Origin of the sequence: Paenibacillus sp. LPE1-1-1.1 (genome assembly GCF_040676435.1) — a bacterium.
In the GTDB taxonomy this organism is placed as follows: domain Bacteria; phylum Bacillota; class Bacilli; order Paenibacillales; family Paenibacillaceae; genus Pristimantibacillus.
The window spans coordinates 727,276-747,232 of the sequence record NZ_JBEGHY010000012.1 but is presented as its reverse complement, the minus strand read 5'-3'; the positions used below and the strand labels follow the sequence as shown (position 1 = coordinate 747,232).

18 protein-coding genes are annotated in these 19,957 nt (G+C 45.0%); 3 read left to right on the top strand and 15 right to left on the bottom strand.

The window, feature by feature from the left end; genetic code table 11:
• Positions 1–4 precede the first annotated feature (4 nt).
• The 5 genes from MRBLPE1_RS13775 to MRBLPE1_RS13755 form a co-directional block, all read right to left on the bottom strand.
• Positions 5–955, bottom strand: a complete 951-nt coding sequence (locus MRBLPE1_RS13775; RefSeq protein WP_414698870.1) for an ABC transporter permease — start codon at positions 953–955, stop codon at positions 5–7.
• A 96-nt stretch (positions 956–1,051) separates the two neighbouring features.
• Complete coding sequence (locus MRBLPE1_RS13770; protein WP_364146119.1) at positions 1,052–2,686, bottom strand: extracellular solute-binding protein; 1,635 nt, start codon at positions 2,684–2,686, stop codon at positions 1,052–1,054.
• Positions 2,687–2,865: 179 nt separating this feature from the next.
• Positions 2,866–4,512: a sensor histidine kinase gene (locus tag MRBLPE1_RS13765; RefSeq protein WP_364146117.1), complete on the bottom strand. Its 1,647-nt coding sequence runs from the start codon at positions 4,510–4,512 to the stop codon at positions 2,866–2,868.
• On the bottom strand, positions 4,481–5,233 hold the full coding sequence (locus MRBLPE1_RS13760) for a response regulator transcription factor (protein ID WP_364146115.1): 753 nt from the start codon (positions 5,231–5,233) through the stop codon (positions 4,481–4,483). The genes MRBLPE1_RS13765 and MRBLPE1_RS13760 overlap by 32 nt, the downstream gene beginning before the upstream one ends.
• A 185-nt stretch (positions 5,234–5,418) precedes the next feature.
• A complete protein-coding gene (locus MRBLPE1_RS13755) occupies positions 5,419–6,369 on the bottom strand; it encodes a VanW family protein (protein WP_364146113.1) in 951 nt (316 codons plus the stop codon).
• Positions 6,370–6,511: 142 nt separating this feature from the next.
• Here MRBLPE1_RS13755 and MRBLPE1_RS13750 point away from each other — a divergent pair, with 142 nt between their 5' ends.
• Positions 6,512–7,732, top strand: coding sequence for a hypothetical protein (locus tag MRBLPE1_RS13750; RefSeq protein ID WP_364146112.1), 1,221 nt, complete (start codon positions 6,512–6,514; stop codon positions 7,730–7,732).
• Between the two features lie 13 nt (positions 7,733–7,745).
• On the opposite strand, the gene MRBLPE1_RS13745 is transcribed toward MRBLPE1_RS13750, so the two are convergent.
• On the bottom strand, positions 7,746–8,015 hold the full coding sequence (locus tag MRBLPE1_RS13745; RefSeq protein ID WP_364146110.1) for a hypothetical protein: 270 nt from the start codon (positions 8,013–8,015) through the stop codon (positions 7,746–7,748).
• A 451-nt stretch (positions 8,016–8,466) separates the two neighbouring features.
• On the opposite strand from MRBLPE1_RS13745, the gene MRBLPE1_RS13740 reads away from it, so the two are divergent.
• Together MRBLPE1_RS13740 and MRBLPE1_RS13735 are read left to right on the top strand one after the other, a co-directional pair.
• Positions 8,467–8,823 (top strand): helix-turn-helix domain-containing protein, encoded by a 357-nt coding sequence (locus tag MRBLPE1_RS13740; protein ID WP_364146108.1) that lies wholly within the window; start codon positions 8,467–8,469, stop codon positions 8,821–8,823.
• A 294-nt stretch (positions 8,824–9,117) separates the two neighbouring features.
• On the top strand, positions 9,118–11,457 hold the full coding sequence (locus MRBLPE1_RS13735; protein WP_364146106.1) for a family 16 glycoside hydrolase: 2,340 nt from the start codon (positions 9,118–9,120) through the stop codon (positions 11,455–11,457).
• 256 nt (positions 11,458–11,713) lie between these two features.
• Here MRBLPE1_RS13735 and MRBLPE1_RS13730 read toward each other — a convergent pair whose 3' ends face one another.
• From MRBLPE1_RS13730 to MRBLPE1_RS13690, 9 genes are all read right to left on the bottom strand, one after another.
• Positions 11,714–11,851 (bottom strand): paeninodin family lasso peptide, encoded by a 138-nt coding sequence (locus MRBLPE1_RS13730; RefSeq protein WP_364146105.1) that lies wholly within the window; start codon positions 11,849–11,851, stop codon positions 11,714–11,716.
• A gap of 152 nt (positions 11,852–12,003) precedes the next feature.
• Positions 12,004–12,141 carry a paeninodin family lasso peptide gene (locus MRBLPE1_RS13725; protein ID WP_364146104.1) on the bottom strand — a complete coding sequence of 46 codons (138 nt, stop codon included), beginning with the start codon at positions 12,139–12,141 and terminating at the stop codon, positions 12,004–12,006.
• A gap of 30 nt (positions 12,142–12,171) precedes the next feature.
• Positions 12,172–14,094 carry an asparagine synthase-related protein gene (locus tag MRBLPE1_RS13720; RefSeq protein WP_364146102.1) on the bottom strand — a complete coding sequence of 641 codons (1,923 nt, stop codon included), beginning with the start codon at positions 14,092–14,094 and terminating at the stop codon, positions 12,172–12,174.
• A 174-nt stretch (positions 14,095–14,268) separates the two neighbouring features.
• Positions 14,269–14,412: a paeninodin family lasso peptide gene (locus MRBLPE1_RS13715; protein ID WP_245976023.1), complete on the bottom strand. Its 144-nt coding sequence runs from the start codon at positions 14,410–14,412 to the stop codon at positions 14,269–14,271.
• A 27-nt stretch (positions 14,413–14,439) separates the two neighbouring features.
• Positions 14,440–16,371 (bottom strand): asparagine synthase-related protein, encoded by a 1,932-nt coding sequence (locus tag MRBLPE1_RS13710; RefSeq protein ID WP_364146101.1) that lies wholly within the window; start codon positions 16,369–16,371, stop codon positions 14,440–14,442.
• Positions 16,372–16,421: 50 nt separating this feature from the next.
• Entirely contained in the window at positions 16,422–18,227 is a 1,806-nt protein-coding gene (locus tag MRBLPE1_RS13705; protein WP_364146099.1) for an ABC transporter ATP-binding protein, read from the bottom strand.
• A 21-nt stretch (positions 18,228–18,248) separates the two neighbouring features.
• Entirely contained in the window at positions 18,249–18,740 is a 492-nt protein-coding gene (locus MRBLPE1_RS13700; RefSeq protein WP_114379625.1) for a lasso peptide biosynthesis B2 protein, read from the bottom strand.
• Entirely contained in the window at positions 18,740–19,033 is a 294-nt protein-coding gene (locus MRBLPE1_RS13695; protein WP_114379626.1) for a lasso peptide biosynthesis PqqD family chaperone, read from the bottom strand. Before MRBLPE1_RS13695 ends, MRBLPE1_RS13700 begins: the two co-directional genes overlap by 1 nt.
• Complete coding sequence (locus MRBLPE1_RS13690) at positions 19,030–19,854, bottom strand: aldolase (RefSeq protein ID WP_364146096.1); 825 nt, start codon at positions 19,852–19,854, stop codon at positions 19,030–19,032. The genes MRBLPE1_RS13695 and MRBLPE1_RS13690 overlap by 4 nt, the downstream gene beginning before the upstream one ends.
• Positions 19,855–19,957 lie beyond the last annotated feature (103 nt).

Sequence of the window (19,957 nt, the reverse complement as noted above, 5' to 3'; positions counted from 1 at the left end):
CCTCCTAAAAAATCTTATACCCGGCATATTTTGCAGCTAACTTGTAGGAGAGAATAATTAAAATAAAACTGATGACAGATTTCATTAATCCAATGGCTGTAGCAAACGAATACTGCATGTTGATCAGACCCATACGGTAAACAAAGGTATCGATGATATCCCCTGTTCCATATACCAACGGATTATATAGATTGAATACCTGGTCAAACCCTGCATTCAATACATTTCCCAGACTCAAAGTGCCTAGCAAAACGATTGTTGGAAAGATACCTGGCAGCGTTATGCTTCTTATCTGTCTCCAGCGATTAGCGCCGTCAAGTGCAGCCGATTCATATAATGCCGGATTAATTGCTGTCAAGGCTGCCAAATAAATAATGGTCCCGTAGCCAAACTCCTTCCAAGTATCCGTTAAAATAAGCAGTGGTCTAAACCAGGTATTGCTTGCCAAAAACATAACTGGTTCCAGACCCAAAAATTCAAGCAAACCGTTTACCATGCCGTCGTATGAAAAGATCATGGAAAGCATGCTGCCTAAGACAACCCATGACATAAAATGCGGCAAATATACAATGGTTTGAACCGTACTCTTGAAAACTTTAAGCCTTACTTCATTCAATAACAGGGCAAAAAAAATAGGCACCAGTAAGCCGAGTAAAATTTTTCCTAGCGCTATGACAATCGTATTCACGAAGATTTGCTTGCTGTCCGGCAGTTGAAACATATAAGTGAAATTGGCAAGGCCTACCCAATCGGAACCCCCTATCCCTTTTGCAGGGATGAATCTTTGAAAGGCCATCACGGCTCCAAACATGGGAACAATCGAAAAAATAAACAGCATGATCATTCCGGGCAACAGCATGAAATGATAAACGATACCGTTAGACCAGTTCCGTTTTTTAGGTGTGTTATGGAGGGTCTTTCCCTCTCTGGTTACACTCATATCCACTTGCGCCATTTTCGCATCACATCCTCATACCTAAATTAGTGAACTCGCTCGCTTCAGCTAAACGAAAATGTTCAGGTGGAGGATGACTCCACCTGATGCTGATTCCTATTGATTTATCTCTTTGGTAATTTCATCTCCGCCTGTGCGATGCCACGTATCGACAAACTTATCAAACTCTTCTATCTTCGCTTCACCCATAATAATTTTCAGAATCACTTCTTCTTCCATTTTTTTTAAATTAGCCCACTTCATCTTCATCGTTTCGGTTGTTCCATAAAAACCGCCAGGAATCACTTCAAGGTTCTCGTTATTCGCTTCTCGCTGGCCTTCAATTCGGGATAAATATTCGCCATACGTATTGACATCAATACTATTTCCTTTTTCTTTAAACTCCTGATAAGCACGATAGGACACAATCCGATCTTCCTGGATCGCGGATTCATCTCCAGATTTATCTGTTTCCATAATGTCTTCGTAGTAACGCTTTAATACATCGTCATAATCGACTTGCATTGGAATTTGAGTGGGATCGTTATTCCATCTACTTGCATCTGTTAACAATTCATCCGAATGCTCTTTTTTGTATTGCACGGCATCATCGGTCATGGAATATAAGAAGTCTGTTGTTAAATTTATCGATTTCATAATCGCTTCCGGATGCTTAAATCCTTTTTTCACGACGACGATCCCGCCGCCGATTGGGTCTTGGCGAATCGTTTTAAATTTCCCATCGGCATCTACTGGAGCAGAAACCGCTACCCACTCGGCATTCGGATCTTTTTTAATGGAATCCTTATAGTTTGTATATCCGATCCACCAAGGATTAAATAGCATGCCTACCTGACCGTTAATCACCAGTGCTTCTTTTTCTTCATTCGATCTTACTGCAAATTGTTTATCTATAATTCCTTCTTTGTAATGCTCGCTCAAATCTGCCAATGCTTCTTTCATTTCCGGCTGAACTGACCCGTATACGACTTGTCCCTCTTTATCCGTAATCCATTGCGCAGGAAATGCTTGATGTGCTGCAAAAACAGGCGAAAAATTCATGGCATTCTGATCCATCACAAATCCTACCGTTTTCCCCGTTCCGGAAGCATCTTTTTCTACAAAGGTTTTTGCCAAATTCCAGACATCATCCAAGCTTTTCGGTATTTCAGCTCCAACTTTATCAACCCAATCTTTTCTCACCCACAATAGTTGATGCTGATTCCCAATATTCGTCATTGGAAGTCCCATGATTTTGCCGTCGACCTTCACTTGATCCAATAATAAGCTGCTATAAGAATCATAAATTTTCTTAATTCCATCGGATGCTGTTTTTTCATAGACCTCAGTCAAATCGGCAATCAGATCATTATCTACCAATTGATTGAAAATTTCCCGGTTGACCAGCATGACATCAGGCAAATCACCGGTAGTCATCGAAAGGGATAATTTCTGACCCATATCATCTGTCTCCCAGGCGACCTTCGCTTTTACATTCACCCTGCTTTCCACATATCGTGTAGCTAGGTTATTCTCGATGGTATCCCCTTCCGGCAAATTATTCACATGATTTGTATGTCGGCCAATCGTAAATTCGACAGGCGTTTCATATTTCCCGTAAGGATTATAATCACTTTCATTGACCGGATTTGCTGTTTCATTGCCACCATTTTTTCCACTATTACAACCGCTGGCCACTAGCAAACTAATGCAAGTTATCAATAACACTGCGAATTTCCTGCTTTTCCCCATTTTTTTCATTAGCTCCTTTGCTTATTTATATTTAAATTGTATGCGCTATCACGAATAGCGTATATGCAACATTTTTCTTTTCTGTAGCACTTTCTAGTGTTCCGTCTTCCTTTATGGACAATGCAAAAAAACCGCTGTACACGAAGTACCTCGGTTTTCAGGATGAGCACACTCCTACATCAAGAAAGCGGAATCGTTAGTGTAACCGTTGTTCCCCTATCGGGCTCACTTTCGATTTCCATCCCGTATTCGTTGCCATAATACAGCTTGATACGGTCATTGACATTCCTTACGCCGCAGCCGCTGCTATCCGCTGTTAATTGCTGCTTTTGTTGCTGCAGGGACATGCCCACGCCATTATCGCTGACAATCAATTTGATCTCCTCATTCTCGGGATACACGGAAATGATAATCTGATTGCCTTGCGTATTCGGTTCGGCGAATCCGTGTATAATGGCATTTTCCACGATAGGCTGCAATATGAAATGAATGATCGATTGATTTAGAATAGATTCGTCTATTCTGTAGTCCACTTCAAATGTGCCATCATTCATGATGTACTGCAAATCCAGATAAGCTTGAATATGCTTAATCTCGTTTTCAATCGTAACCATATTTCTGCCTTTATTTAAGGTTGATCGATAGAACTTCGCCAACGTGGTGACCATATAACTCGTTTCTATATCTTTCTTTTTTAACGCCCGCCAATGAATAAAAGAGAGGGTATTATATAAAAAGTGAGGGTTGATCTGGCTTATGAGCTTGTTATAATCACTTTCCTTCTTAGCGATTTCAGCCTGGTACACTTGGAAAATAAGACTGTTAATCCGCTCCAGCATTTTTCCGATTCCATTCGTGAGTCCGCCAAATTCATCTTTGGACGCACTTTGAATAATCACGTCTAGATTGTTTTGTTCCACTTTATCTACTTTATTCTTCAAATGGATAATACGTCTCGTGAAATTGTTTGAAAAGACGTAGATAAGAAAGAAGGTGATGATTAGACTGAGCAAAATAACAAATACGGTAATTTTAAAAATCGCGAATGCATTAATATAAGCGTTAGCGTTCGAGAGATAATAATGGATCGTCCACTCGATATTTTTCAAATTACCGCTTATTTCCAACGGGTAATCAGATAAAACGTCCGAAGATGAGAGTTCCCCTGGTTTTTTTTCACTAAAAACAATTTGCTCTTTATCATTCTCAATATGTACGAAAATATATTCCGACAGCTTATCCAAATCTGAAAAAATACTATCATAGTTAATTGAAATCACCATAAAATTGCTGTCTTTGAAATTACTGATCAGCTCTTGGACCAAGTAAACATTTTCTTCATAGACGACCCAATGTCTTCCTCTAAACCCGTCAAACCAGGGCTTATTTTTCAACTCGCTAAGCGGCAAAATATTTTCGCGGATGCCTAATAAATCTCCCGTCGTATAAAAAGTGATTCCTTCGATATCATCATCCATTAATTTGATATGCGAAATCATGGGATCCACCTTGTCCCTGAAATCGAGGTACATAGCAAAATAATTCTCTTCGTAATTATTGATAAATACATTCGAAAACTCTCGATTGAGCACCATGAATTCGCACAGCGTATTATATCGGTTAATTTTATAATCAAGGATGTTGGAAATCTGGTTTAAGCTTGAAGCCGCTTCGCTTTTCAACTCTTTGATCTGTGTTCTATACGATTGAATAAAGGAAAATAGACCCAATAAAATAATAGGAATCAAAGCGATAATAAGGTGAGAAAGCAATAACTTGTTGCGGAATCTGATATCATTGAACTTTTTCTTTATCAGATTGATCATTTGCGATACCGCTCTCTCTATATTGTAATGGGCTGACATTATATTTGGCTTTAAATAATCTGCAGAAATAAGAAGTATTTTCAATTCCTACAAAAACCGCGATATCATTTATTTTCATATTGGAATGGATTAACATATAGTTTGCCTTGCGCAGCCGATAATCGATTAAATACTTAGAGAAATTCACACCTGTTTCTTTCTTAAACAAAATGCTTAAATAACCCGGAGAAAGGTAAACTTCCTTAGATACATCCGATAATGAGAGATCTCTCTGAAAATTATCCTTCACGATTTCCTTCACTTGCTTGATGACCTTCGATTCCTGCGTTTCATGCTCAGGATTATCCTTACAGGGACTGAATTGTGTAATATCTTCCATCGCCTCCAGGAATTCATCAACTGCCAAAGGCTTCAACAAGTAGTTCACTACCCCTAATTTGATCGCACTTTTTGCATACTCAAACTCATCATAACCGCTGCATATCACGATTTTCAGATTTTCCTGCGTTTTCTTGGCTATCTTGCTTAATTCCAAACCATTCATCATGGGCATCTTTACATCCGTAATCAGGATATCAATGGATTTCCTATTTAGAATGCCTTCGGCAACTAGACCATTCTCAGCTTCCAGCACATTGAAAGGAAATTTGTACTGAGTGATTAAATTTTTTATGCCTTCCCGTTCTATTTGTTCATCGTCAACAATAAGAACATTAAACATGATGTCATCTCCTCTATAGAAATGATTGTTAAAGCGCTTTTCATTATAGCACAATTTTAGAAAGTGCTTTCAATGATAAAAAACCAAATGCGACTAGCTAATCTGGAAAGAATGCAGGAGTATTGTGATCGTTCAGAAGGCCGCAAAAATAAAAAAAGGAGACTGCCGATCGGCAGTCTCCTTCTTTAATCCGTGCGATTCGCACGCGGCTCCGAACCGCCTGCATCCATTTCCAGCTTCACCTCTTCAGGCAGCTTCTTCGAAGCGCTCGGCACTTGTCTTTTTTTCGCTTGAATATCGTCGGACGAACAAATGACGATGCTGACCTGTCCGCCGCCCGCATAGGCGCGGATTAGAACCGGCTGGTCGTATTTGTTTTGAAAAACAAAGTCGGGACCGTTCCAGCTGACCGTCGCATCCCGGCCCGGCGGTACATACTTTACATTTCGGCTGTGAGAGTACCTCTCGACGATTTTTAGCCCCGCACGGTCTACCGCATTGAACAGCGTCGATGAAATTTGGCAGATGCCGCCGCCGATATCCTCCGACATTTCTCCCCTCACGATAACGGGGGCACGCAAATAGCCCGTTTCCTTCGTCCGCTTTCCCACAACTTCATTGAACGAAAATCTCTCATTCGGAAATACGACATAATTATTAATCGCTTTTGCGGCTAAACTAACGTTATGAGAACGATTTTTATTATTCGAATTGTAATAGGTGGCATATTGGCCAATTCTGTTTCCTTTTATCGTGGAGAGCAGCTCGCCGTCAACCCTTGGAAAGGTCGTCAGCATCGGAACCTCCAACTGCGAAAACCCGCCTTCAAAAATAAAGCTGTAAAATCGTTCTTCAAACGTTTTCCGGTCAAGCTTGCTTCCCGTATGATCAGGCAAAATTCTGCCGTTTCCGTCCAGAGCCGCGTTGACGGCCGGTTTCTGTACCCGCTTGTCTATCGTCTCCATGCCTTTGTTTAAATTTTCCTGTACAATGAACGGGATGCCGGTACGCGAGTCGCTGTACTGAGCCCGGCTCATTTCCAGAACAACTTGTCCATTTCGCTCAATGACAAGCGGATCGGGATAATGCTCTTGCTGAAGCATCATCAATATGGCTAAAATCCAATACAACCCCATTGTCTCTATTCCCCCAAACGGTAGTATATCCGTGATAGTATGAATCATTTTACGTTTATCCATTCATGGGCAGCTTTCACATATTTAAATGCAAAATGGTTGAACCTAATAAAAAAAATGATGTAGGAGGAGGGCAGCGAAAATGAACTTTATACGGAGGCAAACGATATTTGTTTTTACTGTGGTTCTTATCTCGCTGCTGACGGTACAGCCGCATGACGCACTAGCACAGTCCATACTCCAAAAACCGAAAACCTCCCCCCATGCGCAGCAGCAAAATAGCCTCATTATTACTGTCCGTTCCGGAAAGCAAGCCGCCTTCGTCAGCGACCTTCACATCGAGAGCCGCGAAATGAATGCAGCACTACGCCAAGCTAAGATCGTTCCGGCTTCTGCCAGTGAAGTGGATGTTTACTCGGATATTTACATCACGCTGCTGGCCCCGGAAGCGACGTATTACCGTTTGGAGCGAAGCGGTCAGCTATGGAATGAAACAAAGACAGAAAGAACGATTTTACCGTCAAAAATGACCGAGAAGCTCATCAGACTAGCGGAAGCGCTGCGGACACAGCATTACGGAGAGCTCCTTTCCTGGCAGCAGTCGACTCAAATCCTGCCTAACAAAAGCATCTTTTCCGTTACGGAGCTGGAAACGGGATTGACGTTCAATGTGCAGCGCCGCGCAGGCAGCGACCATGCAGATGTGCAGCCCTTGACGAAGGATGACAGCCGCATAATGAAACAAATCTATCACGGCAGGTGGAGCTGGAAAAGAAAGGCCGTGCTCATCCACGCAGGCGAAGCTTGGATCGCAGCTTCCATGAACGGGATGCCCCATGGCGGAGACGGCATTCCGGAGAATGGTTTCTCCGGCCATTTCTGCATTCACTTCTATCTAAGCAGTACCCACAAATCTGATCTTCCTGATTTGGCGCATCAGATCATGGTACACAAGGCAGCCGGGAATTTGAAACCTTTTTTCGATTCCGCATCACCGCTTGTATTAGCTAAAAGCTTCATTGAAATAATGAACCATCAGGATCAGGGGCTGCTTCAGCAGGTTGCAGAAGGCATTTCGAAGGAGAAATTCGCGTATTTCGTTAAGGAAATGGAGTCGCTCGATTCCATTCGAGAAAAAAAACAGTCGAAATACAAGGGGGCAAGCGACACAGATGATGGGGGTTTCGATGAGAGCTTGTCAGCAGAAATCAGATTGCCAATTACGATTCATAAACAAAACCATGCTGAGCGGAACACCGGTTATAGGTTTATTTTCAAACGCGAATCTAAGCAATCGCCTTGGCGTATCCAAAACATTTTGACAGATGAAGATAATATGGATTCGAATATTCAAATGAAATAAACAAAGGCTGCCGTTATAATCTCCGGCAGCCTAAAGTGTTATACAAACCGTTACTCAACGAGACTACCCGATTCTCCTTGGCTGAAATATAGGCGCTATCGAGCAAGGAAACCGAATGCAGATTATCTCTTGCACTATTAGCCGCCTCTATTCCCGTTTCAATCCAAACGAGCAGTTGGTCCAAGTCGTCAAACACGGCTTCCTCTATCGGCATCACCGCTTGCCAGGTTTGAACAGACGTCGGATTCCAATTCGGGACGCCTGAGGGATCGAGACGATACAAACCGATCACATCCGAATTAGAGCATATTACACCCTCGCTCCCGAGAACCGGTATTCACCCTCCAACCTTTATCCTGACGGTAAAATGGAGAGGAGAAATGAATGCCTTCCAGCTTTCCAACAATCCCTTCCTGAATGAGTCCGCGTATAAAATCAAACTTATGATGCTTTCGGAAGTTCTGATTTACGGAAACCGGAATCTGCCTGCGTTCTGCTTCCTCTGCAATGCTCTTAGCTTCCGAGTAAGTATCTGCGATGAAGTCACATATATTGCCGTTTTCTCGCAAAATCATTAGGGTCCTAGATCATTCGCCCCTTCCGTTTCATCATTCTATCAGATGCAGACAGCTGTTAAACATGCTATAATTATCTTTGCGCTTACTAGAAGGATACTAATAAGGTTTAGCTGAAAGAACTACTATACATATAGGTGTTCGGGAGGAGGACAGAAGATGTTCGCGAAGCGATTGAAGCAGACGCGTAAAAAGAGGAAATTGACTATGCAGGAAGTGGCCGATTACGTCGGAGTTGCAAAGAGCACGTATGCGGGGTATGAATCCGGTTACCGGCAGCCGACAATCGAATCCATTCAGACGATTTCCCGAAAGCTGCGCACGTCCGCGGATTATCTTCTAGGACTTACCGAATTTCCGGAGCCGCCAACGGAACTAAACCATAATGCAAAAGAATATTTGAATTACGAGCAGCTTCATTGGGATGGTGTTCCTTTGGAAAGGGACGATCTGGAGCTGATTCGCAGCTTGCTCGAACGCGTGCTCCGTGACCGAACTTTACCCAAAGAAGAATAAACCACTCTCTAACTAACAGGTCCGTTAATGGTGAATCACACCATGAACGGACCTGTTTTTACATGTAAGCACCCCATTCTAGGGTCCGCCGGCAAGTTTCGAAAGCGCTCGCTATTCGGAATAGAACATCTTGCCCGCTATGTGAATATGATTACCAGAACGATATATCAAATCAGGCAAGATTTTGTATCCGCTTTCATACCTTATATTAAGGGGGATTCTCCCTTTGCTGCCGCCAGTTCCGAAGATGTCGTTCATATGGATGGTCATGTGCAAATAAGGAGGAATAATGGCATGAACAAATGGTTGAAACTCGTCACCTTGGCCGTTATGCTGCTTACGTACGATTCTTTTTTCAATTTATGGCCGGCTCGTGTACATGCGGAATTTACAGACTATATCACACGCAGCGGGGATACGTTGATGGAGGGAGCGTACACGTTTCGTTTTATCGGAACCAACGAGCCTTTATTGAATAGAACATGGACTGGTTCGTCAGAGATCGAGGATGCGATTCGCGCGGCTGCCAGCTCAGGGATTAACGTCATTCGCTTGTATCCGTTCGAAGTGAAAATGAGCAGCGATCCACAAGGAACTTTTCGCCATGTGATGGGGCCTAATGACTATAATGAGAGCGCATTCAAGCTACTGGATAAAATTGTTCAACTGGCAAATCAGTACAATATTCGGCTTATTGTGCCTTTCGTGGATAAGTACAACTACATCGGAGGGATTGCCGATTGGTCGGCTTTCCGCGGGAAAACGGCGAATGATTTCTGGAGCGATCCTACCGTGAAGCAGGACTTCAAAAATTTCATTAAATATGTGATTAATCGGACTAATTCGTATACGGGTATTCCGTACAAAAACGATAAATCCATTCTGGCCTGGCAGTTGGGGAACGAACTTCCCTCCACGGATAGCTGGGTAAGCGAGATGGCCGCGTATGTAAAGAGTCTCGATTCCAACCACCTGTTAGCCGATGGTGGATATGTCCGGGCACAGGGAATAAGGACCAATGCACTGAATGACAACCATATTGATATTATTGTTCCGCACATTTACAAATATCACAATGTCGATACGGTTACGAAACTCAATGAGTGGAGAGATAAAACAAAAGGAAAAAAAGCTTTGATTATTGGCGAATTCGGCGACTACTCCCCCACGGAAACCGAACAGCTTTTGGACATCGTTCAGAACAATGAAACATCAGGTGCCATGTTCTGGGGCAGCATGTACCATCACAAGATGGGCGGATGGCATTGGCCTCCGGTTGGAGACTGGTCCTATTTGCGCTATCCCGGTTTCGCAACCGGCGATTGGGCGAACGAATCGGCCACCATCGACTTGCTGCGCAAGTATGCCTATTCGATGAAAGGCCTGGCCGTACCTCCTTGGCCGACACCCGATGCGCCAATTATGTTCCCTGTCGATTCCGTTCATACCCTCTCCTGGATGGGTGTCTCAGGGGCAAGCGCTTATGACGTTGAACGTTCGACAAGTTCTTCCGGTCCATGGACAGCAGTAGGCAGCGATGTGACGGACGATATTGCCACGCCGCGTCATCATACGTTTACCGTACCGATTTTCGACGATGCATCTGCTCAGGACGGCACAAGCTATTACTATAGGGTGAGAGCGAAAAATGTTCACGGTTCCTATTCCCCGAATTCCAACATCATCGGTCCAATTAAGGCGAAAAACGGGGCCATCGTCGACGAAGAAAGCAGCGGCTATACCGAGACCGGAACATGGGGGACTAGTACGCTGGGCGGCAGTTACAGCGGCAGTTCCCGTTACAGCAGTACCATTGGAAGTACGGCTACATGGAGGCCGAACTTGAAGGTGCCGGGATATTACAATGTGTATGTCCGATATCCTTACCATCAGGGTTCAACGAAGTATGCTCAATATTCGGTCTATCATAATGGCGTGACGAACACCGTAACCATCAATCAGACGACTATAGCGGGCGGTCAGTGGCGCCTGATTGATACAGTATATTTCGCTGGCGGACCGGAAGAATATGTGAAGTTGACGACCGTTGGAGGCGGTTCCAACAGAGCCGATGCGGTCATGTTTGAACCGCAGAACTTTGGCGACAGCTTTCAAAACAATAGTTCCGGCAGTTGGACCCCTATGAGCGGCAGTTGGTTTTTAACCAATGATGTCAGTCACGACAGCATTCCTCTAGACAATAAAGTGTTGAAACAATCTGGAACAGGCATTGCCGAAACCGTTATCGGTTCGACCTACTCCAACGCTACCATAACCGTAGCCTTAAAAGCATATGACAATCATATGGCCAATGCTTCCTCCGGCTTGGTTACCCGGGCAAATTCAGATTTCTCCTTCATGTACACCCTGCGCATCAATTATGATCTGAATAAAGTCCAACTCTACAAAAAACTGGGCAATAGTTGGACCATGATCGGGGAAGCGAGTATGATCGCTACTCCAGGCACTTGGTATCTGCTTAAGCTGGAGATGAATGGAAGCTCATTTAAAGCTTATGTGGACGGCGTGAAAAAAATCAGCGTTAGCGACTACAGCTTGACCAGCGGGAACATCGGTTTGCGAACGTACGATCAGACGGCTGTCTTCGATAACTTCCTTGTTTCGACGAACTGATCAGCTCGTGGTACGTAGAACACAGAAAGCGCCATAGAGGATCACAGCTTACGCTGTGATCCTCTATGGCGCTTTTTGTTGTATCAGTTAAATACGATGAATCCTAGGAATCATAGACGTCTACGTCTACGATCTTGCCGTCAACATAAGTAAAGTCCTGTTTCGTTGTTTTAAATGCAAAAAAGCGCCGTAAAGGCATAGCTTACGCTATGATCCTTACGGCGCCTTCCGGTGAATCGGTTACATACGATAAATCCTAGGAATCATAAACGTCGATGTCTACGAGCTTGCCGTCGACATAAGTGAAGTCCATTTTCGCTACGCCGAAACCTGCCATAGTCTCAGATACATTCATTACTTCCAGGGAAAGTGCTGTCCATTGTTTTTTCTCCATTATATTTCACCTCCTTTTATGTGCAATTCGTATGCCGATTTCTGCCGTTTGAGAAACCGATAGGCTATCTAGCTGTACGTAAGTATATTTAAGTATGGGTCATCAGCCTGCTCCGGCTTTAGTGCCGTAGACATCTAGGAATCCTAGGAATCCTAGGAATCATAAACATCGAGGTCTACGAGTTTGCCATCAACATAAGTAAAGTCCATTTTCGCTGTACCGAAACCTGCCATAGTTTCCGATACATTCATCACTTCCAGGGAAAGTGCTGTCCATTGTTTTTTCTCCATTGTATTTCACCTCCTTTCAAGTACAGTTTCCTAATTCAGCCGTTTGAGAAAGCGATAGGCAATCAAGCTGCGCATAAGCAGCTTTAAGTGGGGGTCATCAGCCTGTTCCGGCTTAATGGCCGAACCTACCTTGCTCATTGATTCCTTCACTTGCATCAGGTTCAAGTAGCGCGAAGCCTGCTCATCCCTGCACAGCGTACGAAGCTCTTCTTCTATCGACTGCCACCGGGGTATAATCCGATGTACCCAATCCATGCCTTGAATGCCTCGTGTCCGTTGATTCATTCGAACTTTGTCTGGCAGAATATTTTTGGTTGCTCTTCGGATAAGAGAACGCCCGAAGCCATTCTTAACATATTGCTCCACGGGGATCGACAGACAAAATTTGATAAGGCGTACATCGCTGGTTGCATCCCGTTCCCATATTCCCAGCCGGTAGGATGACTTTGCCGAAATGGTGCCCTGCATGCTTAAAACCGCCTGGTTGCTGAAGTAATCCTCGCGTTCCCTCAGCATTTGATACGTTGACTCCCGCAAACCGACATCATACTGCGACAGCTTCTCGAATACCCCGGAGCTCCTTGCGAAATCAGGTTGAATGATGGGAGGTATCCCCGGGTGAAAAGGAGCCGCTTTTTCCGGAAAAACTTGCTGTCTAATCGCGCGAACGATTCGTTTCCGGCCGGTGCCCAGCTGTCTGCCGAACATATTAATCTCTCGGTATAATTGGAGCCAATGGAGCTTCTTCAGCAGCAGGCTGTAATAACCGATAGCTGAACCCCAGGATATGGAGTAATTCCCCCGGGCGCCTGTGAGCAAAACACCGACGCCTTGACGAGCCGCTTCTTCATGAATGCCTTTAACCCAGAATGCATTCTCGAAATTTTTGTACGGTCCTTCTAAACCGTCAATCCATTCATCAATTTCAGTAAAAGAGCTTTTCCCCGAAAAATCTAAAAAGTTAGTCTCAATATTTCCCACATAGTCTACGATCGACTGAATAAAGGGACTCTCATCCGCAAACAAGTTGCTGGGCGTCCAATCTTTGAAATCGCGCTCCGGAACATAGCTGTAGGCGTGTAAGCTCTTGCCTTCCTCGGAGAGCATCCTCGCTGCGAGTCCCGAAACCGATCCGGAATCCAGTCCCCCGCTCAAGGTGACTCCCACCGGCTTGAAGGTACGCAGTCTGGAGCGGACCGATTGTTGGAAAATTTCTTGAAAGGCCTCCACATATTCGTCATCAGAGCCCAACATTAATTTCTCTTCCGGTATTAATCCGCCATACCTTGCAACCGTAAGCTTACCCTCTTGCAACGTAAAAGTGTGTGCCGGAGGCAGCTGCAAAACATCCGCATAATAGGTCGTATGGACATCGACTGCATCCAGGAGCGTCGGTATCGCCAAAAATTCGGCAAATCTCTCATCGCACAGACTCTTCTCTATTCCCGCCAGGGTGAAGAGTGGATGGATTACACTGCAGAACGAGAATTGATTCGAACTGTGATGGTAATACAGCGTCCTGCTGGCCAGCTGATCTCTCGCCCCATACAGCAGCTTTCTGCTTGCATCCCATATGACGAAGGCGAAATCTCCGATTAGATAACGCGGCGTATCCGGCCCCCATTTGCGATAAGCCAGCAGGATGAGCTCACTGTCCGTTATCCCGCTTCTTCTATCTCGTCCAATATCGAGCTGCTCGAACAATTGCGCACGATTGTCAATGATTGCATCAGCGGTTACAACCAGTCCAGAATGCTCATCCCGAAAAGGAAGGCGTTCATTAACCGATTCCGGTGTTATCCATTGAGACCGGCAGCCGAGTAGAACCGACGCATCTTCCCATGTTTCAAAGCTATCTCCGGGAAACTGCTGTACGGCTTCCATGAAATCTGCAGTCCCATCAGTTGGATGCAGCGGCCTATCGAATTGTATAACACCGGCAATAACGCTCATGCACTCACACCCTATCGACTTATGATTTATTACACCTATTCTTCCTTACCTTCTTAACGATAAAGTAAGCCTTCTCCGTGAACTTAAAACTTTCTTTATCGTTAAGAAGGGCCCTTATCCGTTAAAATGATAAGGGCCATGAAAATAATAGTACTAGTATTAAGTCATCCTATCCTAGGAATCTTCATGAGGGTGACCATTATTGTTACCTTTACCATTTCTGTCAGGATACACTCCATTTTTTCCACCCATGGTCGCGCTGACATCAAGGAGTTCCAACGTCAGTGGCTGCCATTCTTTCTTCATTTCCTTTGTCATTTGTATCACCTCCTTTCATGCGTGGCGTTATGAAAATTGCCTTATAAAACGGTAAACAATTAAGCTCTGCATTAATAATCTTACATTCGGATCAAAGGCGTATTCAGGTTTGGGTGAGTTTCCAATCATCGAAAGCGATTCTTTAATTTGTTTCACATTTAAAAAATACGAAGCCCCGGTATCACCACAAAGCTGATGAAGTTCTTCCATAAAAGCACTCCACGATGGAATCATGCGATGGATCCAGTCCGCTCCCTGCACACCCCGAACACGAAGATTGCACCGGACTTTATCGGGCAAATAATTTTCGGTCGACCTTCGAATTAAAGAACGGTCTATACCATTTTGGACATACTGTTCTACAGGCACGGATAAGCAAAATCGAACCACCCTGGGATCAGAGGTCGGATCCCTTTCCCTGACGGCATAACGTAATGATAATTTCGTTGATGACGTCCCCTGATGGTTTAAGAACGACAAATTTTCGAACTGATCGATTCTTGCCGCAAATTCGTTCATTGAAAATTCGGTCAATCCGACATTATGGTTTTTAAGTTTATCGAAGACTTTGGTTCGTTCCGCTAAATCCGGATGGATTAAAAGCGGGATATCGGGCCGCGGCTTCGAAAAAAAAGACGGAGCCGGAAATGCCAGTTTTCCGATTATGGGCAGCAGTCGGGATCTCCCGATTCTCATATTTCTTCCATAGAGCTTCAGTTCATGGTAAAAACGTATCAAACGCAGCTTTCTTAAAAGCTGAGCGTAGTAATCCAGCGCCGGGCCCCACGAGATGGAGTAATTCCCGCCCCCTCCATTCAACAATACTCCGACTCCGTCCTTATCCGCTTGCTCGAGAATCCCTTTGATCCAGAATGAATTTTCAAAAAACTTATAAGGCGCCTCCATCAGCTCGAGCAGGTCATTCATTTCCTCAAATGAGTTTCGACCCGAGAAGTCCAAATTGTTGTGCGCGATATTTCCTACATGTTGAACCGTGGCTTGGATATAAGGACTCTCATCGGCAATCAAGCTTTTCGGTGTCCAATCCACAAAATCAGAGGGAGGGACATAACTGTAGGTTTGTAATGTTTTCCCTTCCTGTAGCAACGGGTTTGCGGCAAAGCTTACGACAGCCCCCGAATCCAACCCTCCGCTTAAGCTTGCACCAACTTTCCGGTATGTCCGGAGCTTCGATGTAACGGCTTCCTGAAAGACTTCACGAAATGCTTCTTCGTATTCGCCGTTTGTTTTTAGTTTAAGATTTCCGCCAGGCGTTATGAATGTCCCGTATTGCTCCAATGCAATGTTTCCATCCGCCACCGTAATCGAATGGCCGGGAGGAATTTGATCGATATTATCATAAACCGTGGAGTGAACATCGATCGTATCCAAGATGATAGGGATCATGAGAAACTCGGCCAACCATGACTCATTCAGTTCCTTCTTAACACCGGAAATAGTAAACAGCGGATTCATCACCGTGCAAAAAGCAAACTGTCGTGAATGATGATAATAATAAAGCGTTCGATTTCCCGACAGATCACGCGCGCCGAAAAGCTGGCGTTTTTGCTCATCCCATATAATGAAAGCAAAGTCTCCTATCAGGTATCGAGGGGCTTCCTTCCCCCATTTCAAGTATGCCGCTAAAATAAGCTCGCTGTCCGTCATCTGTTTCCGCTGGAGATGCTCAACCTGCAACCGGTTAAATAATTCCTCCCTGTTGTCAATGATCGCGTCTGCGGTAATGGCAAGCTTATGCTGTTCGTCGTAAAAGGGCAGCCGTTCTTTAGTCGATTCTGGTGTGATCCATTGCGCGTGACAACCTAAAAATACGAAACGGTCATGCCAAACCCGCACATCATGGGCAGGGTATTTTTGCAAGGCTTGCATCATATTTTCGATCGTTTCGACAGATACAGGTTCTTCATTACAATTAAAAACACCGGTTATCGCACTCATTATTACTCCAATCATTTCTAGTTATATTTAATAGTGGTTGGGTAACCGAACTAACTGTTAACGCCTGTTTGATAGTTAAGCAGCTGTCTGAACTTTCCTTTGGCCTCTTGAGACAGCTGTTTATAACCGCCTTGCTGAATAACTTCGCCCTGCTCTATGACTATGACCTGATCCGCATTGCGGATGGTCGACAATCGGTGGGCAATGACAATAATCGTCATGCTTCCCTTAAGACGGTCAAGCGCCTCTTGAATCAGCCGTTCATTCTCGCTGTCCAGCGCGCTGGTCGCTTCATCCAGCACTAGAATGGAGGGACGCTTCAATATGGCTCTCGCGAGTACAATCCGCTGCCGCTCTCCCCCGGACAACCGAATGCCCCTGTCACCGATGACCGTATCCAAACCTTGAGGCAGCATGCGTACAAATTCATCGGATACTGAGAATTTCAAAGCGTTCCACAGCTCGGTGTCCTCGGCATAAGGGTCAACCAGCTTCAAGTTATCCCGAATGCTTGCATTGAAGAGAAACGGATCCTGTGCAACATAGCCGATTGCGCTCCGCAGCGAGAGAAGCTGCTTCTCGTCTCTCAGCGTAACGCCGTCAATCAGCACTTGCCCTCTCTCCGGTTGAATAAGCCCCATGAGCATATCAATCAGCGTGCTTTTCCCCGCACCGGACATACCTACGATAGCCGTCATGCGATTCGCAGGAATATAGACGTTAATATCACGCAGAGCAAACACCGGCTCTTTAGGGTCGTACCGATAATTGACTTGTCTGCATTCGATACCGTCCTGCAATTGAAATTGCTTTCCCCTGTCCGAAGAACCTGACAAGTTGAGCTCCTTCTCCTGCTCATATTCCTGCTGCAGCTTACGCATGGCTTTGAATGCGGGCAGATTGGTCGCCAGCTGTTCGATATTCGACTGAATCCCGATAAACCTCGGCCACAGCCGCGAGAAGATGAGAACAACCAGAATCAATTGCTCAGCCGGCGTGTGGAAGACCTCTAAAGCTAAATAGACGAATCCGGCAATAAGCGTAATGGAAGAGATCCGGTAGATGAACTGGGACAAAGAATTGACTCGTACTAATTGGATAACGTTGCTCTCAAGCTCCTTGCTCATGTTGTTGAACCAACTGATATGGGAGCGTTCCAGCCTGTTACTCTTAATATCCTTGATGCCGTTGAAATGATCGCTTATTCCTGCAAAATAGCTCTGAGACAGCTCCGATGTCTTATCGCCAATATGTCCCGCCTTCTTAATAAACTTGCGCGAGAATATAGCGAGTATTCCGCCGCTTATAAGCACGACGGCCGTTAACAACGGGGAGAGCCAGAAGGCCAGAGCGATTTGAATAACCGTAAAAATAATGCCTGTGACCATCTGCAGGAAGAGTGAAGTGCCGTAGCTGACCCGTCCGAGCTCGTTAACCATGACATGATGAAAATCCGACTTCCGCTTGCGGAGAAAGAACTCCCATTTCGCCCCAAGCAGCCCCTGATACGTTTCCGTCCGGAGTGAACGGACGAAGGCTTGCAGAATCCGTGAGTTCAACACCATCTGGCTTCGCTGAAGCAATGCTTGTCCGCCAACGATCATCACGTATATCGCTAGTACCACCGGCAAGTTTAACTCGATGGACGATGACTCGATGAATGCGAATAAGGAAGAGACAAGCGGCACTTCGTCCATATTCATTTGAAATACGCCTATAATGCTAAGCATAGGAACGATCATATAGATTCCAATGCCGTCCAGGCAGCTGATCACGAATGTAGTGAACATATTGAGGTACAGACGGAATCCTGAGACCTGGTGCATTTTTCGAATAAAATAGAATAAATCCTTCATAAGAAAAACCCCTAATGCGGATTACCGCTCAATTGGCGACAGAACCGCAGCTTCTGTGTGATTCCCGAACACGGCAACGACAGCATACCGTTCCAATCTTTCATTGCCGGTTACATAATACGACCCGCTGCGAAGCCAAGCGTGAGCAATCATTTTCCCCGTCTCATCCCTGCCGCTGCCCAGATAAAGCGTACTCTCGATCCCTCTTCGCTTCAGCATCTTCATGGCCGCGACAGCCTTGACTAAGCACTGGCTTTCCCACCAGGTGATTCGGCTCATCGCATGAACGGCCTTGGATACTTTACGATGGATGAGATCCTGCTCTATAGTGCTCGTATATGGTGTCTCCCTCATATGCTCGCCAAGAGAAGGAGCTACTTTTGCGAATGGCAGCAGCTTAAGCACCCTCGCCAAAGCTAAGTAAAAATAAGCCTCCACATACATCCGCTTCAAGTCTGCGGGGTAAGCTATAAATCTCTTAACTTTTCTTATCGCTTTCCTATACAAGTTCATTATTCCTTTCTAACTTGTATGAGTCCTTCGGATTTAAGCTGCTGCAGGAAAGTACGAACTTGCTGTTCGCACGCTCCGGGCTCTATCTCATATTCCGTCACTAGTTGCTTCACCATATCTTGTATGGACACAGGGGATGCCATCAGCTCCCACACACGGCCCCCGAGCTGGCCTAAGTTGTAGTACTTGCCATTCTCGATGCTCAGCATGATCTTCTCCCCGTTCATTTCGCTTACGAGGTAACCATCCGACTGTACAACAAGTTCGTTAGCGGTAATTATATCAACGCTCATGAAATAACAACCTCCTTTTTATTAGTCAGACTGACAATTTGATCAACTAAGTTAAAGGCAGAAAAGCCGTCTGCCGGGCGGCGGAGCTGGTACACCGGGAGCCCGGAAGCAAGCCGGGCAATCGATTGAAATTGCCATTGCTGCAGGTTCAACAGATGGAGAAGAGAATTTCGATAGGTATGCACATTTAAGACATGAAGCCCTTCTAATCTGTTATAAGCTTTAAGAGATGGTTCTGGTTCGGAAGCTTTGATAAGCTCAACTACCCCAGCGAGAGGGAGAGGCTCTCTGCAAAATTGGGACCGTATAGGCACCGCGTATTTGTTAACCCTTTGGTAAATCGATGAATAGTTGTGAGAAATCAATCCTAATTGTTCTATGCTTTCCTCCCACAGCTTCTGCTGCGGATAGGACGGATAGACAGTAGCTGCTGCCGAATCATTGGATAAGGAGACCGCGATAACGTCATCCGTCATTAATGGATATCCTGCATGAGCAAACGCTGCGGCAAGAGTCGATTTACCGGCACCCGATTCCCCGACAATGGCGTAAACCTTCCCGTCAATGACGACTGCACTCCCGTGCAGGGGAAGAATCCCTCTCTGCATGAGCAGTACGCCCATACAGGTTCCGAGCAGGAAAAGCCGAATTTTCGCCTCATCCGCTCCCGGGTATGGGGTTATCGTGATTTGGGTACCGGATGTAATGCTGTAAAAGGCTGTTTCGGGTACATGAAAGAGAAATCGACCGTTATCGAAGTGGTAGTTGGCCGTTTTAAATTGATCCTGGCAATCTTCCAGCGGTGGATTCAATTCAATCACTACATCAAATTCCGAAATAATTCCATGTATTTCATATGCTTCAGGCAGAACAATTTTACTTTTAATGTTCAAACCAAATATTCGATAATCATTCAGAGTAAAC

Bases quoted from the DNA above. Each gene is read 5' to 3' on its own strand.
- MRBLPE1_RS13775 (WP_414698870.1), bottom strand. From the start codon at position 955: ATGGCGCAAGTGGATATGAGTGTAACCAGAGAGGGAAAGACCCTCCAT.
- MRBLPE1_RS13770 (WP_364146119.1), bottom strand. From the start codon at position 2,686: ATGGGGAAAAGCAGGAAATTCGCAGTGTTATTGATAACTTGCATTAGT.
- MRBLPE1_RS13765 (WP_364146117.1), bottom strand. From the start codon at position 4,512: ATGATCAATCTGATAAAGAAAAAGTTCAATGATATCAGATTCCGCAAC.
- MRBLPE1_RS13760 (WP_364146115.1), bottom strand. From the start codon at position 5,233: ATGTTTAATGTTCTTATTGTTGACGATGAACAAATAGAACGGGAAGGC.
- MRBLPE1_RS13755 (WP_364146113.1), bottom strand. From the start codon at position 6,369: ATGGGGTTGTATTGGATTTTAGCCATATTGATGATGCTTCAGCAAGAG.
- MRBLPE1_RS13750 (WP_364146112.1), top strand. From the start codon at position 6,512: ATGAACTTTATACGGAGGCAAACGATATTTGTTTTTACTGTGGTTCTT.
- MRBLPE1_RS13740 (WP_364146108.1), top strand. From the start codon at position 8,467: ATGTTCGCGAAGCGATTGAAGCAGACGCGTAAAAAGAGGAAATTGACT.
- MRBLPE1_RS13735 (WP_364146106.1), top strand. From the start codon at position 9,118: ATGAACAAATGGTTGAAACTCGTCACCTTGGCCGTTATGCTGCTTACG.
- MRBLPE1_RS13730 (WP_364146105.1), bottom strand. From the start codon at position 11,851: ATGGAGAAAAAACAATGGACAGCACTTTCCCTGGAAGTAATGAATGTA.
- MRBLPE1_RS13725 (WP_364146104.1), bottom strand. From the start codon at position 12,141: ATGGAGAAAAAACAATGGACAGCACTTTCCCTGGAAGTGATGAATGTA.
- MRBLPE1_RS13720 (WP_364146102.1), bottom strand. From the start codon at position 14,094: ATGAGCGTTATTGCCGGTGTTATACAATTCGATAGGCCGCTGCATCCA.
- MRBLPE1_RS13715 (WP_245976023.1), bottom strand. From the start codon at position 14,412: ATGACAAAGGAAATGAAGAAAGAATGGCAGCCACTGACGTTGGAACTC.
- MRBLPE1_RS13710 (WP_364146101.1), bottom strand. From the start codon at position 16,371: ATGAGTGCGATAACCGGTGTTTTTAATTGTAATGAAGAACCTGTATCT.
- MRBLPE1_RS13705 (WP_364146099.1), bottom strand. From the start codon at position 18,227: ATGAAGGATTTATTCTATTTTATTCGAAAAATGCACCAGGTCTCAGGA.
- MRBLPE1_RS13700 (WP_114379625.1), bottom strand. From the start codon at position 18,740: ATGAACTTGTATAGGAAAGCGATAAGAAAAGTTAAGAGATTTATAGCT.
- MRBLPE1_RS13695 (WP_114379626.1), bottom strand. From the start codon at position 19,033: ATGAGCGTTGATATAATTACCGCTAACGAACTTGTTGTACAGTCGGAT.